Raw genomic sequence first — 16,515 nt, forward strand, 5'->3', positions numbered from 1 at the left:
AAGGTCAATTAAACACTTAATCAAAAAGAATAGGTTTCCAATTATCCGATTAATTTTTAATGACCTGGCCTTCTGCAGAAAGCAGAGTTCCATTGCATGCTACTTCCTTGGTTTTCAGGTTTATGAGTATACAGTAAATCTTCTTCATCGTTTTTTTGGTCATTTTCAGGATTCTCTTCTTCTGATACTGCGTTGTTCTCTTTACTCATGTTCAATCTCCTTTTCTATTGAATGATTGAAGGCTTTATAATGAAAGTAAGGATTCAAGTATTAAAAATCTGGAGGACAGGTATCAATTATTCTTGATACATTCTTGAACAATTTGATAGATATTGAGCCTATCCAAAAACCCTTTTTGTTTCCATATTCATAGGAATTTCATAATACTTTCCTGATCAGTAGCTCAATTGATTATTTCAAAATCGAGATTCAAAGAGTAGTTTTTGAGTTTTGGGATCAGTTCATTAATAATATATTAATAGTCTAATATATTAAAATAAAAACTTACTCTTAAATTCGAAACTCAATATGTAGCGACTACACTCCCTAATATAGACGTCAAACTTAAGATTCAACATATCGGAATAAAAATTATATCAAGGTAAAACTTACGTTTCGGAAAAATTGATAATGAAATATTAGCTAGAAAATAATAAAATTTAACCTTCAATGTGCGAGTGTTGGCCATCCAGGCCAAAGGCGATGGACTTAAGATCCGTTTACGAAGATATTCATGTGTTCTAATCCCACTCTCCACCCAAAGATAAAATGATAGAACCCTACTGTTCGAATGCAACCCGAGATGAATAGGGGCTAGCAACACACATTCACATTAAATTTATCGTCATCACTCCACGTTGAAAATAACACAAGTGAGAAAAAATGATTACAATAATTCCTTCCTACAAGTTCAAACCCTATTAATCGGAAGCTATAGAAACTCTTGGAGCAAAACATCATAGTATAAATTTTGTTAAGCTATTATCTCATAATCCATTTTCTAGTGACTACCAGTTGCATTATGGATTTAGAAAATTGCTGAGGTAAAATAATGATCGCTGAGAATGAAAAGGTTCTTTTTAATGAAGCGTTACGGATTCAAACTTAACTTCAGCCTTTTTAAGCGCATAATGTTCTTCTGATATCATATTATGTGCTTAAACATAAGCGCATGAATAAAAAGTTCTAATTTAAAATCACAATCAACTGACTTAGTAGATTAGTGAAATTAGATTTATGCGCTTAAATTTTGGGAACTCAGGTTTCTGGGGGTTCTGAGATGGTTTTCAGCCGGAGATATTTCCTTATAGTTTCCCTAGCATAACCTTTTCTTCTAGATATTTCACTGATGCTAAAGCCTTGTGAAAACAAATCTCGTATCAATAGCCATTCCTCCACTTTCAGCATTATTTACAATCCTCGAACTTTTCTCAAGGATTGAGAATTGGAAGTTTTTAACCCGCCGAAAATGGAAGATTCTTAACCGCCATTAACACTTTCAAGTTGTCGGATAAAAATAAATAACTTGCAGCCGATACTCCTTATTGATAACCATGGTTATCGGAGTTACAAACATAAAAAGGATATAATTTTGCTGCCTGCCCTCACGGATCCGGAGGGGATCCATCAAGGATAAAGAGAAAAACAGAAACGACAAAATGAATACAAAAAAGAAAAATAAAGGGTGTATTAAAATTCAAGGTTGGCACCATGGTGTGAGATCTACCGGTGGCACAGATGCTACAGGATCCAACAACGAATAGAGCCCTGCCAATATTAAAGCCGCTATTGACAGTTTGTAAGTGAGGTCATCTTTGTTTTCAAACATGCTCTCTCACCCCCCTATCGATCGATATTTTATCTTTTTTATTAAATATTATGTATTGATGTGAGAAAAGCATTACGCCCAGTTATGAAAGAAATAAAGATTATTTAATCACCTTATAAAGCGGTTCTCCTAACTTTTCTTTTCCGTTTTCATCTAGCTCTCTTATTGTGAACTCTGTGACTATCAAATCAAAAGTCTGGTCCGGATCATCCGCGAACTTTCGGAAATCATCAATTTCTAAATCAATTGGTGTAGGTTCATCATCATCTTTGATTTTTACTAAAATGTTTTCGTAGTTGTTGAGCTCTGCCAGCTTCTCAAGTGCTTCAATTATTGACATTTTCATGCTTTTATTCCTCCTTCTTTCCTTCGGTGCCTTCCAATTCCACAAGATCTTTTATTATAAAGTCTGGTAAATGATCATAAACAGATCTTTCACGCATTAGCAAACCTTGTTTAATCTCTTTTTCAGCTTCAATAATGAGTTGATCAGGATCTTTACCTGCAAATTCACAAAATGCTTTAATAGCATGCGAGTAATTTCTTTTTGTGTTATCTGACTTTGCAACTACTCCGAGCTATTTATCAAATAAGCTTTTCAAAATAATACCTCTTTTTGTCCCATCATTCTAACTCATTAATAGCATAATATAAATTTAAGGTTGTGATTCCATTTTCGGTATAACAATGATAAACGTGCTGCCCGGATATGAAAAAGCAGCATACAGGGAATTAAGGAATATTGAAGGAATCAAGGACGTCTACCATGTCTTCGGAGAGTATGACTTTGTCGTCATCATAGACGTTAAAGACCTGAGCATCCTTAATGCCGTGGTAGACAGGATAAGGGAAAGCGAGACTGTAACTGCAACCCAGACAATTATAGGTGCAGAACTCTGAATTTTTCAATGCCTGAAAGTACAGTATTCCTCCAGAAAAGAGCTGGAAGAATCGATATCTTTTTCAGCAGGCATAAATATTTATTACCTCACACTTTTATTAAGGAAGAATGCCTGCTTCAGGCAGCAAATTTCGCTTCAGCCTGCTAACTTGCTTCACAAGTATATTTCACTTTAAACACTGCTATAAAATCTCTCTGGATAGGACAGTTCTACATGACAGGACAGTTCTGGATAGAACAGTTTTACTATCCTTTCAATACCGCATTAGTTTCAAATATTAGATTTATTTTAAACATCGAATATTTTAAACATCAAATTCATTTTAATCACCGGATCAATTTTTCATCCCTGAGGTAAAAGTTCATGGAAACCCCCATTGCAGAAGAACTCGCTAAAAAACAAAAATCGATAAGTGTAGCAGAATTTTTTGAAAAGAACAGGCAGATCCTGGGTTTTGACTCTGCGCCTCGAAGCCTTATAACAACCGTGAAAGAAGCAGTGGACAACTCTCTCGATGCCTGTGAGGAAGCCGGGATTCTGCCGGACATCCTTGTCCAGGTCGAGAGAACTGGACCGGACTATGTAACCGTTATCATCGAAGACAACGGTCCCGGAATTATAAGAGAGCAGATCCCCAAAGTCTTTGCAAAACTGCTCTACGGCTCAAGGTTCCATGCCCTGAAACAGAGCCGTGGACAGCAGGGTATAGGAATTTCGGCGGCTGTCCTTTATGCCCAGATGACCGCAGGCAGGCATACGAAAATCCTCTCCAAAACCAGCCCGACAGCTCCAGCTCACTATTACGAGCTCATGATCAATACCAGCACCAATGAGCCCGATATCCTGGTAGACGAGGTCAGGGACTGGTTCCGCCCGCATGGGACCCAGATCGAGCTTGAAATGAAAGCTGCCTACGTAAAAGGGAGAAGGCAGTCCATTTATGAATACCTTAAAGCCACTGCAATTGTAAACCCCCACGCCAGGATAACTCTTATCGACCCTGACGGCAACGAAGAGGTCTTTGAAAGGGCTACGGATAAAATGCCTGATCCTGCAGAAGAAATTCTTCCTCATCCTGAAGGCATTGAACTCGGAACACTCATGAAAATGCTCCATTACACGGAGCGCCAGAAACTTGCTCCCTTCCTGCGCTACTCTTTTTGTAAAATCGGCCTGCTGACTGCCGAGGAAATCTGCAAAGCTGCAGGGCTGGACCCCGAACTCGACCCTCATACTCTTGGCCGCCATGAAGCAAGAAAACTGATTGAGGCTTTTGGGAAAGTAAAGATTATGGCTCCTCCGACTGACTGCCTTTCCCCTATTGGTGAAGAGCTTATCTACCGGGGGCTTGAGAAAGAGACAACCGTGGACTTCATTGCCACAAGTACAAGAAAACCAGCTGTGTATTCGGGAAATCCCTTTGTGGTCGAAGTCGGGCTTGCTTATGGAGGGAATCTCCCGAAAGAAGAAAAGATCAGCATCATGCGTTTTGCAAACCGTGTGCCTCTTCTTTACCAGCAGGGTGGCTGTGTGACCACACATGCTGTGGAAGATATCAAGTGGAAGCAGTACGGCTTGAACCAGCCTGGGGGAGGAGTTCCTATCGGTCCTGTTATTCTTCTCATCCACGTTGCTTCCATTAACGTGCCCTTTACTTCCGAATCAAAGGATGCTATTGCAGACATCCCTGTAATTAAAGAAGAAATTGACCTTGCAATCAAAGAGGTTGCAAGAAAACTCAAGCATTACCTTAGCAAGCAGAGCAACCTTAAGAAGCGCAGGGAAAAAGAGATCATCATTACAAAGGTTCTTCCGAAACTGGCAGCAAAGGTAGCACATGTTCTGGAAAAAGACGTCCCTGACATAAACCCTGTCGTTGCAAAGATCATGGGAAACCTGCTTGTGCACAGGGTAATTAAAAATAACGGAGACGGGACTGCAGACGTGGCAATTAAGGTCAAGAATTTCGGGACTTCTGCTTATTCTTTCAGGGTGCACGAAATGCTCCCCTGTAAAATCGGCGGGGCAAAGCCAGAGCCAAAGGTTGTGACAATGGGCAATGATTACGATTATGTCTGGGATATTTCGGCGGCTGCAGGGTCTTCAAAAGTACTGAGCTACAAAATTGAATCTGCAACGGAAGAAGAACTCAGAAAGTTCCCTCAATTGATTGTAGAAGGGATTGAAGAAGAACTGGTAACCGGAGCAAAAGCTTTCAAGGGTGTTTAAAATGGCGGAAGAAGCAAGCAACAAAACAAGAAAGGGAGACGTCCTTGCCAGGGAAAAACTCCTTGAGATTGCAGAAAGGATATATAACCAGTTTGAAGATGAGGTTATCCCGAGTGTCAGCCTTCCAAGCAGGACAAAAGCAAACCTGGAATATTCCGATGAGAGCGATGTCTGGGTCTATGGAGACCGGGAAAGCGAGAGAAGTGCAAAAACCGTAAAAGGTGCATTCCAGCTCCTTAAAACCACGTATGCAACGGATTTTCTCATAAACGAGCACCTCGCCCATAACCGCGGCTCAACACTTCGAGAACTTTATTATATTTCCGAGGGCTGGGACTACGCCAAATTCAAAGAACAGTCTGAAAGCGACCGCCTTATAGAAGACCTGGAAATTCTGACCAGCCTCCAGAGAGAGTATTTCCACATGCGGCCCGAAGAAGACGGAGCCACTATGTTCGGGCCTATTGAGATCACGGAAATGACAAAGCGCGGAGAGAGAGATATCCACTGCCAGAAGGATGTAGGGGAAGGCGGTTATCAGATCCCCTTCAATGTGGAAAATATTGAGTTTAAGAAACATGATGCGAGCATGATTATAGCCATAGAAACAGGTGGTATGTACGCACGCCTGATGGAAAACGGGTTTGATGAGGCTTATAATGCAATCCTTGTCCACCTGAAGGGCCAGCCTGCAAGGTCAACTCGCAGGATAATCAAACGCATGAACGAGGAACTCGGGATCCCTGTGGCAGTTTTTACTGACGGTGACCCGTGGTCTTACAGGATCTATGCCTCTGTTGCTTACGGAGCCATAAAGAGTGCTCACCTTTCGGAATTCATGGCTACTCCGGCAGCTAAATTCCTTGGTCTTCAGCCGTCTGATATAGTGGAGTACGAACTTTCAACCGACAAGCTCACAGAGCAGGATATAAATGCGCTCAGGAGTGAGCTTTCCGATCCCCGTTTTGAGTCTGAGTACTGGAAAGAGCAGATCCAGCTCCAGCTTGACATCGGCAAGAAGGCTGAACAGCAGGCTTTTGCAGGAAAGGGTCTGGACTTCGTAACTGATGTTTATCTTCCAAACAGACTGAAAGAAATGGGCATGATCTAAGGGAATTTCCTGTATATTCTGTCAAATTTTAAAAAGCTGGCTGGTGGTGATTAAAGTAAAGTGGAAATCTTGAATCTCTGCCAGCATTTTGCCAGCAAGCTGTTAGTTCAGGAGTAGAGAGCCACTTTTTAGAATTTTAAGCTAATAAATTGATATATTAACGCCGGATTTTTATCTTTTACTTCACTTTTTTCTTGAGCTTTGCGCCGGCTGGATCCAGCAGGCCAGAAAATTGTATAAGCTCGCCACCAGAGCCCATAAAACAGATCTCAAATCTAAGTTCTTCTGCAGACTGGCATCTGTGCAATAGAACAAATATTGTATATACTTCTATGATGGTTTTAATAGCATTTTTCTCGAAAAACTGTTCTTTCAGTAATCGGGATGTTTAGGTGAAATGACAAAGATTACGTTCCAAAAATGAATTTTTAAACTTCTAAAATGCCGCGAGTCATGCCCTGACTGCCCTGAGAGAAGCAAATTTTTCTCTGTTAAACAGCAAATATTTATTTCAACTAAAAACATATTGAAAAGTTAGCCTGAAAAGGGCATTTTAGGGTACAAAATTATGAGAATAATTCTCACTTTTGGAGAAGTAAGGGCAGAAAAATCAGGTTAAATATACGTCTGATCTAAAGGCTTAAAATGTATGAGCGCATATTGAATCTGGCTTAGGGTAGAAACATTAACATTAAATATATAAATATTCTAATAAAAAGCGAAGACTGAGAAATTAATACGACTTTTAAAGTTCGATTTCGAACGGAGTTTCCCCTCGAGTTTTAAAAAATGTATGAAATGTTATGGGACCTAAAATAAATAACTTTACCAGATTTTTACGGAGAATAAACCACGATGAGTGATGAACAGGTTTATGACGCTTCGCACATCCAGGTTCTCGAAGGCCTGGAAGCTGTCCGAAAACGCCCGAGCATGTATATTGGGAGCACAGACAGCCGCGGGCTCCACCATTTAGTCTATGAGGTTGTAGACAACAGTATTGACGAAGCCCTTGCAGGCTTCTGTACAAAAGTCGATGTCTCTATCAATCCCGATGGAAGCGTGACTGTAATTGACAATGGGAGGGGTATCCCAATAGATCCGCATCCCGTGCACAAGAAATCAGCTCTTGAGGTCGTAATGACGATTCTGCACGCAGGAGGCAAATTCGACAAGAATACTTACAAGGTTTCCGGAGGCCTGCATGGAGTGGGGGTTTCGGTAGTAAACGCCCTTTCTGAATGGACTGAAGTAGAAGTAAGCAGAGATGGAAAGAAGTACTTCCAGCGTTACGTCCGCGGAAAGCCGGAGTCCGATGTCCGAGAAATAGGAACTTCGGATACAGTAGGCACAAAAACTACTTTCAAGCCCGATCCAAAAATCTTTGAGACCACAGACTTCCAGTATGACATTCTGTCAAACAGGCTGAGAGAACTGGCTTTTTTGAACCGTGGTCTTACAATCACTCTGAAAGACTTAAGAAGCCCGGAAGGCCAGGCAGAGACCTTCAGTTATAGCGGAGGAATAGTGGAGTTTGTGAAGTATCTGAACAATAAAAAGCAGCCCCTTCACGACCCTATTTATTTTGAGAGGCAAAGAGATGACATGGTCGTTGAAATTGCTATGCAGTATACGACCAGCTACAATGAAAATGTGTACTCCTTTGCAAACAATATTAATACCCACGAGGGCGGAACCCATATCATTGGTTTCAAGACCGCCCTTACGAGGGTAGCAAACGATTACATAAAAGCCAACAAGCTCTCCAAAGAAGATGAAAAGCTTACCGGAGACGACGTAAGGGAAGGTCTGGCTGCAATTATCAGCGTCAAGCTTATGGAGCCCCAGTTTGAGGGGCAGACCAAGACAAAGCTCGGAAACAGCGAAGTTAAAGGGATAGTGGATTCCCTTGTAACTGACGGGCTTGCAGAGTACTTTGAGGAAAACCCAAAGGTTGCAGCTGTTATTCTCGACAAAGCTCTCCTTGCCCAGAGAGCAAGAGAAGCTGCAAAAAAGGCAAGGGAACTGACAAGGAGAAAAAGTGCACTTGAGGTCAGCACCCTGCCCGGAAAACTTGCTGACTGCTCTGGAAAGGACCCTGCAGCCTGTGAGCTCTACATAGTGGAAGGAAATTCTGCCGGCGGCTCGGCAAAACAGGGAAGGGACCGGAGTTTTCAGGCGATTTTACCTCTTCGAGGCAAGATCCTGAACGTGGAAAAGTCCAGGCTTTCAAAGATTCTGAAAAACGAAGAGATCGTCTCTCTGATTACAGCCATCGGTACAGGAGTTAGCGAAGACTTTGATCTGGATAGTGCACGCTACCACAAGGTCATTCTCATGACTGATGCCGATGTGGATGGAGCACACATAAGAACCCTTCTTCTCACACTGTTCTTCCGCTACATGAGGCATCTTATTGATGCAGGATATGTGTACATTGCCCAGCCTCCTCTCTACCGCATAAAGAAAGGAAAAGCTGAGTACTACATACACTCGGACAGGGAACTCGAAGCAAAGATAAAGGAAATAGGGGAAAAAGGAATCGCCATCCAGCGCTATAAAGGTCTTGGAGAGATGAACCCTGAACAGCTCTGGGAAACCACCATGAACCCTGAGAGACGTACCCTTTTGCAGGTTACTCTGGAAGATGCAATCCGCGCAGATGAGATCTTCCGTGTCCTTATGGGAGACGAGGTCGAGCCGCGCAGAAATTTCATAGAAACACACGCAAAAGAGGTTGTGGATCTGGATATCTGAGGTGGTGAAAAATGGCAGAACGTGAAGACAATAATAAATCAGAAGCAGAAATGAAAAAATCTTACCAGGCAACCCTTATTCCGGAGGAAAAATCCGAAATAGAAGAATTCTCAGGCATTACACCCGGAGAACCGGATGAGGAGTCCAGCTCAGAAGAAGAATCCGAAACCGATACCACTCCTGAAGATTTGGATGATGAAGAACCAGCAGGATCGGGAATTAACCCTATCCTTATCGACGATGAAATGAAGCGCTCCTATATCAGTTATGCGATGAGCGTAATTGTAGGAAGGGCTCTCCCGGATGCCCGTGACGGATTAAAGCCTGTCCACCGCAGGATTCTTTTTTCCATGAATGAAGCAGGGATTACTCACGACAAGCCTTACAAAAAGTCTGCACGTATTGTGGGAGACGTGCTCGGTAAGTACCACCCTCATGGTGATACTGCAGTTTATGACAGTATCGTGCGCATGGTACAGGACTTTTCTCTCAGGTATCCTCTGATTGACGGGCAGGGAAACTTCGGGTCAATAGATGGAGACCAGGCTGCAGCCATGCGATATACCGAGGTCCGTATGGACAGGGTTGCGGAGGAGATGCTGGTTGATATTGAGAAAGAAACCGTTCCTTTCATGCCTAACTATGACGGGTCCATGAAAGAACCGGTAGTCCTCCCTGCAAAGCTTCCCAACCTCCTTATCAATGGCTCAACCGGCATTGCCGTTGGAATGGCAACAAACATGCCGCCTCATAATATTGGCGAGGTTATTGACGGAATCCTGATGCTTATCGAAAATCCCGAAGTGCAAATTTCGGACTTAATGACAGTCATAAAAGGTCCGGACTTCCCCACAGGTGCACATATCCTGGGGACGGCGGGCATAAAATCCGCATATATGACAGGCAGAGGTCCTGTAAAGATCAGGGCAGTTGCCGAAATTCAGGAGCTTAAAAAAGACAGGCAGCAGATTATCGTATCCGAACTCCCTTACCAGGTGAACAAGGCAAAGCTGATTGAAAACATCGCCCAGCTTGTAAGGGATAAGGTAATTGCCGGAATTTCAGACCTGCGGGATGAGTCTGACAGGGACGGAATCAGAGTTGTAATCGAGCTTTCAAAGGGCACAAACGCCAAGGTCGTCCTGAACCAGCTTTACAAACACACGCAGATGGCAACCACTTTCGGTGTCATCAACCTTGCTCTTGTGGATGGAAAGCCCAAAGAGCTGAACCTGAAACAGCTTCTTGAGATCTATCTGGAATACAGGATGGAAATTATCCAGAAAAGGACATTATATGACCTGAAGAAAAGCGAAGAAAGAGCCCATATCCTGGAAGGCTTAAAAATCGCCCTTGATAATATAGACGCGGTGGTTGCCCTTATCAAAGGCTCTGCAAATGCCGATGAAGCAAAACAGGGTCTGATGGATAATTTCGGCCTTGATGAGATTCAGGCAAAAGCCATCCTGGAAATGCGCCTGCAGCGCCTGACAGGGCTTGAAACCCAGAAAATCCTTGATGAACTTGAAGCTCTCCTGAAGCTGATCGAAGAACTCAGGAAAATCCTGGCAAGCGATGAGCTGAAGTACGAAATTATAAGGACCGAACTCCTTGAGCTTAAAGAAAAGTACGGGGATGTCCGCAGGACAAAGATAGTGCACAACACTGAAAATGTGACTGATGAAGACCTGATTCCTGAAGAGGATGTTGTGGTCACGATCACAAACAACGGCTATATAAAGCGCATTCCACTTGACACCTATTCCATGCAGCGCCGCGGAGGCAGAGGGATTATAGGCATGGAAATGAAGGAAGAAGACTTTGTTGAAAACCTCTTCATTTCGTCAACCCACGATTACATTCTCTTCTTCACAAACAGGGGCAGGCTCTACTGGCAGAAGGTCTATGAGATACCTGAAGGCTCCCGTCAGTCAAGAGGCAAAGCCATAGTAAACCTTCTTGAGCTTCAGGAAGGCGAAATGGTCAATGCTATGATTTCCGTGGAAGAGTTTGCGGACGACAAGTACCTCTTTATGGCAACAAGGGCAGGCACTGTCAAGAAGACCCCGCTTTCCGAGTTCAGGAACCCGAGAAGAGCCGGCATTATTGCAGTCAGCCTTGACGAAGGGGACGAGCTTGTGAAAGTCCTCCTTACCGATGGAAAGAAGGAAATCGTGATGGTTTCAAAGAAAGGCAAAGCCATCCGCTTTTCCGAAGACGATGTCCGTCCCATGGGCAGGACTGCAAGAGGAGTTCGCGGTATGACCCTTGAAGGCTCTGATGATGAGGTTGTCAGCCTTGATCTGGTCGACGAGACCACAACCCTCCTGACAGTTACCGAAAACGGTTTTGGTAAAAGGACGGAATATTCTCAGTACCCTGCGCACCGCCGCGGCGGAAAAGGCGTGATTACTATCGTCACAAACCTCAGGAACGGCTTTGTCTCTAATGTCATGTCAGTTGCCGAAGACGACGAGCTTATGTTCACGAGTGCAGAAGGCATCATTATCCGCATACCAGCAAAAGATATCTCCATCCAGGGCAGAAACACTCAGGGTGTGCGGGTTATGAACATCAAGGCCGGAGACAAAGTCAGCGGCATGGCAAGGATCAAAAACGGAAAAGAAGACGAGAAGCTGAAACAGACCACCCTTGCCAAAAAAGCAAAAGATAAGGGAACTCAAACAGAAATTGAAGAGAGCAAGGTCAGAAGCCTCGATGAATTTGAAGACCTGGAAGAGTCCGGGGAAGAATTAGAAGAGGAAGAAGTAGAAGCCGAAGAAGACGATGAAGAAGAATATTGAATAATAGAATGGAAGAATACTGAATAATCAAAAAGAGTGAATAATAGAAATGAGTGAAGGATAATAATCCTTCACTCTAACTCCTGCCGGAGTTAACCTATTGGGGATCGGCTTCCGGCATCTTTATCTCAGTATTTAAGGGAGGGAGTGGAAGGCGGGCTGTTTTTACTTTTTTAGCAACGCAGGAAGTTACTCCTCGAATCCAATAAAACGATATATCTATTGTCGCTTAAGATTCTCCACAGCCTGCCCTACACCCAGTTTTCCTATTCGCATACTCATTTCATCTTGAGATAGGGGTGTCCGAATCTCAACTTCAATGAATATAGGTAGTATATTACCTCTAATTATATATATTACCTCGAATATATTCTCCTTAGTATTAATCATTTTATTTACTTTTTTAACTTAATTCACTGAATACTTCTGCTAATCCCTTTTCAGTAATTGCTCTCTCGTAACCAATTTTTTAGGAGAGTTTTTAATTCTTTTTTGAACAGGATGTGTGCCGATTTTTACAGGATTTTCAAATTCAGGGCTGGTTAAGTTTCGATATCTTAAAAACAGGGCAACCACACGACTGCGAAGCAGGCGGCAAGTTGTGAAATATGACAAAAAGAAAAGGTTTCAAAACTACAACAGATCAGACATGTTTGAGTTTCGATGTTTCTTAAAAACGGGGCAGCTATACGACTGCGGAGAAGGATGCTTGTTCAGAAGAGCACACTTAGATAGCCTTTCATAAAGACGTTTCTAAAAAAGCTGAATGACTTTTTCATTCGAGAAGCCATTTCCATACTGGTTTTACAACGATTTTTTTTCCTCCTGCATCTAAAATGTTGTCCTCTTCAAACGTCAGGATAAGCCCCCTGTCCAGTTTATAAGCTGCCATTGCCTCTGTTAATCCTTCAATTTCTCTCTTTCTTGTTTCTGGATTGTTCATCAGGTCTACTGAGACCTGAATTGCCTCCCCAATCCGTAGCCCTTCCCTTAGCACAAAATCACATTCCTTTTTTTCGGAATGGTAATACAGCTCTTTTTCTTTTCTTAACAGTTCGACAAAGACCAAATTTTCAAGCCTCTGCCCCCTGTTTTCGGAGAAATTGAATGCCACTGTCTTGAGGAAACTGTTGTCAATCGTATAGATCTTTGAAGATGATACCTTCTGCTTTTTCAGCGAGTAGTTAAACATGGGGAGCCGGTAGAGTAAAAACACATTCTGGAAGTAATCAATGTAGTTCTTTATCGTGCTTAAACTCTTTATGCCGGTTATGTTTCTCAATGTGGGGTAAGAATATGTCTTTCCCACGTTAGAAAGCAGGAACAGGGCAAGGTCTTTGAGAGCCCTTACCTCTTTTATGTTGTAGCGGACCAGAACATCTTTGTTCAGGATGTCTTCAAAATACCCTCTCGAAAGCTCAATGTCCCCGCTTTTAAGGACAAGCGGAAAGCCCCCGCTTTCAAAGTATTCCAGAAAATAGCTGAATATCTCAGCTTTTCTGGAGCTCGTAAGAAGATCAGCTTCGATTTCTTCTCCTGTGTTCTCGATACCTTTGAGGCGCAGGAATTCCCTGAAGGAGAAAGGAAATAGCTTAAGAACTTTGTTTCTCCCGGTCAAAAATGTGGAAATTTCCGAACTGAGGAGCTGGGAATTGGAGCCTGTGGCAAATACTTTTTTTCCTTCTTTGTAAAGGTTGTTCAGCCACCTCTCCCAGAGCGGCACGTTCTGTATCTCGTCAAAAAAATAATACACCTTCCCGGTTTCGCTTTTATCGAGATCTTCCCGGTAAAGCTCAATTACGAGGTCCTGAAGATCCTGAAAATTCCTTACTTCAAAGTCCGAAAGCCGGATGTCATCAAAGTCCACATAAAACTTAACCCCCTCAAGTTTCCCGGCTATCAACTTCAAAAGTGAACTCTTCCCACACCGCCTGATCCCGGAGATGATAACGATTTCGTTTCCCCTGAGGTACCTCTCAAGATCGATGTCGCGGAAAACAAGGTCATCAACTTTCCTGAAAAACTTCTGCTGGTCAATTATTACCTGTCTAAGCTGGCTTTTCTCCATCTATGTTAGAGATATGAATCTTGGTTTATATAGCTTTCTTTAGCATTTTACTAGTGTTTATAAATAAAAGTGAAATTGTAATGTAAGGTTTAAAAACTAATTTCTAATTTTTTTGATCTACCTTTGATTTTTATCGAATTTTACATTCAGGGCCGGTTTAAGTTTCGATGTTTCTTAAAAGGGGCAGCCTTACGACTGCGAAGCAGGCGGCTAGTTGTGAATAATGACAAAACAGAATATTCCAAAACTAAACACAGAGCAGAGATTTAAAAATTCACGGATCTCTCATAGCTTCGAGCAGAATTTCAACAACCTTGGAAGGTACAGGTACACCAAATGCTGCTGTTGATAACACTGGAATAAGTAATTTAATAATCTCACCAGAAACCAGATTCACTATTTTAATAGCTTCACCATCAACAATCTCACCAGAAATCAAATTCGCTATCACGTTTTCTGTGACACCTTCACTGAAAGATTTAGCTTTTCCTTTCAAAATTCCAGGTATCTTTTTGAGATCAGCGAGTTTAGATTTTGCTTCTGCTTTTTCCTTTTCAGGAATCTCTGACACTTCTATTATTTCTTCAATGGATGAACTGTTTTGAACGATCTTTTCACTGAAACGCTTTAAAGCTGCATAATCTCCATTTTTCATGAGCTCAAGCATCTGTGATGCAAATTTCCTGATACATTCCCCTTCTTCACCGCCGACATCATTTGAAATCCGCACCAGATTGTCAAGGTCTTGCTCAATATCATTGATTTTTTCCTTTATTTGTCTGAGTTCAGCAGTCGTACCTTCGAATCCTTCTTCAATCTGATCTTTTATTGAGATACAATCTGCACTTATTTGATCAAATATTTTTTGAATATTGTCTACTTTTTCTTCGATTCTAGATGTTTTTGCAAGGATTTGAAGTGGTACATCTTGCAAAATATTTGTTCTCTTTTTGTCTGAATAGTTACAGAGTAATCTATAGAAGTTAGAGGAAAACTCTCCACTATGAAATATTTTTTGTACTACGTTTTTCCAGGACTCGGAACTCTTATTTTCAAGAATTGCCTCATGGAAACATTCACACATTTCACAACCCGATTTATCATCATATTTATGGAAAATCTTGCATGCTTTTCGAACGTTTTCCGCCGCATCTTCATATGATCCTTGTTCAAAACAGAAATCAAGAGAACTCATTAAAAAAACATATGCAGAGACTCTATCCTTAATGATTTTAATCTGTGTGCGGTTGCCAATTTCCTCAAGTTTTTGTCTTGCCAATTCCAGCTCATCTTTTCTAAAGACACTTTTTCTCAAAGCATTTTCAAGATGGCACTCAAAGACAGTGTAATCATAATAGTCAAGAAAGATACCATCTTTGTCTTCTAATTTCCAACTAGACACAAGCTCACAAAAAGATATGGTGTCAATTCTCGCCTGGCAGAATTCGTCCATGAATTTATAAAATGGGTATTTTGAAAGCTCATAGGCTTTATTATATTCACGAGATGCTCTGTTTATTCCTGACTTACCTTCAAATTCAAGTAAACTGGCACGTATTTCGTGAATTCTTGCCATTAAAAGTTCTTTATGCATAATATCTCGGTGTTTTATCTTTTTCTCAATATCGCCTAGATTTTTCTCCCACTCTTGGAGGTGGTTCTTATTTCCGGTTTTAAAGTAATTTTCTTTCAACAGACTGTTTAAGTTCAATAAGGCAATCGAATACGTCCATCCGTCTCCTGATCTTTCAAGAATTGAAATGCTTTCTAAGTATAACTCTTTTGATTTTTCTAAATTTTCCCTACTATCTACACCTATCTTTGCAAGTTCACACCTTGCAGTACCCTCGTTTATCAGTACACGTGCATAAGACACACTTGTTTTTGAAAACATTTGCTGTGCCGTTTCGTATAGATAAACAGCAGTTTCGAGATTTTTTCTGCTGTCAATACTCATCCATGAGAGTATTAGTCTTGCAGAACCTTCGTTCATTAAAGAAAGAGCGTAATCTGGACTTGTTCTTGGTAATATTTCTTGGGCAGCTGCATATAGGCAGACAGCAGTTTCAAGATTTTCCTTGCTATCAATGCCAATTTCTGCAAGCTTTTTTCTTGTAACACCCTCATTGTCCAATGCAAATGCATAATCTGAACTTGTTTTTGGAAATATTTTCTGGGCGGTCCAGTATAAACGAATAGCGGTTTCAAGATTCCTCCTGCTATCAACGCCCATCGATGCAAGTATTGATCTTGAGACTCCCTCATTCATCAGCACGCTAGCGTAATCTACACTCGTTTTAGGGAAGATTTCTTGAGCAGTTTCATAGAAACGGATAGCAGTTTCGAGATTTTCCCTGCTATTAATACCCATTTCAGCAAGTGTACAGCAGGCAATAGCGTTATCTACTAATATGTTTTTGATTTTTTCTTTATTGTTTTCAGAAAGAGAAATACATACACTGAAATAAAATTTACTAATAAGATAATTATTAAGTTCATTGATCCCATTTAAGGCACTTTTCTGAAAATATGATCCCCTAATTTTGAGGAAATTAAACAGCCTGTCCATCTTCTGTGAGTTAAACAGCTTAGAAAAGTAAGTAATCCTTGATAGTTCTTCTTTGGTAAAGCCAACTATTACATCAGCAGGAAGCTCATAAATTGTTTGAGCAAACAATTTCTTATCATTCTTTGCTACAGAGGATTCCAGTTGATGCAGGAAGGCTTCTTTATCCATGTAATGCGATATGTTCTAACTCGTTTTCATTGGTCATCGGTTAAGACCTTCTTTTCCTCTTGCAATAGTGTTTTTCATT

9 protein-coding genes and 1 pseudogene are annotated in these 16,515 nt (G+C 41.5%); 5 read left to right on the forward strand and 5 right to left on the reverse strand.

What is annotated here, in order from left to right:
- Positions 1-56: 56 nt before the first annotated feature.
- From PLL47_RS12795 to PLL47_RS12805, 3 genes and pseudogenes are all read right to left on the reverse strand, one after another.
- On the reverse strand, positions 57-209 hold the full coding sequence (locus PLL47_RS12795) for a hypothetical protein (RefSeq protein ID WP_324446676.1): 153 nt from the start codon (positions 207-209) through the stop codon (positions 57-59).
- 1,060 nt (positions 210-1,269) lie between these two features.
- Positions 1,270-1,407: pseudogene (locus tag PLL47_RS12800) on the reverse strand (IS21 family transposase); the annotation flags it as partial.
- Between the two features lie 521 nt (positions 1,408-1,928).
- Positions 1,929-2,174 carry a hypothetical protein gene (locus tag PLL47_RS12805; RefSeq protein WP_324446678.1) on the reverse strand — a complete coding sequence of 82 codons (246 nt, stop codon included), beginning with the start codon at positions 2,172-2,174 and terminating at the stop codon, positions 1,929-1,931.
- Between the two features lie 341 nt (positions 2,175-2,515).
- Between PLL47_RS12805 and PLL47_RS12810 the strand changes: the two genes are divergently transcribed.
- The 5 genes from PLL47_RS12810 (at position 2,516) to gyrA (ending at position 11,631) form a co-directional block, all read left to right on the forward strand.
- On the forward strand, positions 2,516-2,728 hold the full coding sequence (locus PLL47_RS12810) for an Lrp/AsnC ligand binding domain-containing protein (protein WP_015412528.1): 213 nt from the start codon (positions 2,516-2,518) through the stop codon (positions 2,726-2,728).
- Positions 2,729-3,093: 365 nt separating this feature from the next.
- Positions 3,094-4,959, forward strand: coding sequence for a DNA topoisomerase VI subunit B (locus PLL47_RS12815; RefSeq protein WP_324446681.1), 1,866 nt, complete (start codon positions 3,094-3,096; stop codon positions 4,957-4,959).
- Between the two features lies 1 nt (position 4,960).
- On the forward strand, positions 4,961-6,070 hold the full coding sequence (locus PLL47_RS12820; RefSeq protein ID WP_324446683.1) for a DNA topoisomerase IV subunit A: 1,110 nt from the start codon (positions 4,961-4,963) through the stop codon (positions 6,068-6,070).
- A gap of 855 nt (positions 6,071-6,925) precedes the next feature.
- Complete coding sequence (gyrB, locus tag PLL47_RS12825; protein WP_324446685.1) at positions 6,926-8,827, forward strand: DNA topoisomerase (ATP-hydrolyzing) subunit B; 1,902 nt, start codon at positions 6,926-6,928, stop codon at positions 8,825-8,827.
- An 11-nt stretch (positions 8,828-8,838) separates the two neighbouring features.
- On the forward strand, positions 8,839-11,631 hold the full coding sequence (gene gyrA / locus PLL47_RS12830; protein WP_324446687.1) for a DNA gyrase subunit A: 2,793 nt from the start codon (positions 8,839-8,841) through the stop codon (positions 11,629-11,631).
- A gap of 775 nt (positions 11,632-12,406) precedes the next feature.
- Here the strand turns inward: gyrA and PLL47_RS12835 are convergent.
- Together PLL47_RS12835 and PLL47_RS12840 are read right to left on the reverse strand one after the other, a co-directional pair.
- A complete protein-coding gene (locus tag PLL47_RS12835; RefSeq protein WP_324446689.1) occupies positions 12,407-13,699 on the reverse strand; it encodes an ATP-binding protein in 1,293 nt (430 codons plus the stop codon).
- Positions 13,700-13,973: 274 nt separating this feature from the next.
- Positions 13,974-16,436, reverse strand: a complete 2,463-nt coding sequence (locus tag PLL47_RS12840; RefSeq protein WP_324446691.1) for a hypothetical protein — start codon at positions 16,434-16,436, stop codon at positions 13,974-13,976.
- Positions 16,437-16,515: the final 79 nt, after the last annotated feature.

Source organism: Methanosarcina sp. (assembly GCF_035390745.1).
Lineage (GTDB): Archaea > Halobacteriota > Methanosarcinia > Methanosarcinales > Methanosarcinaceae > Methanosarcina.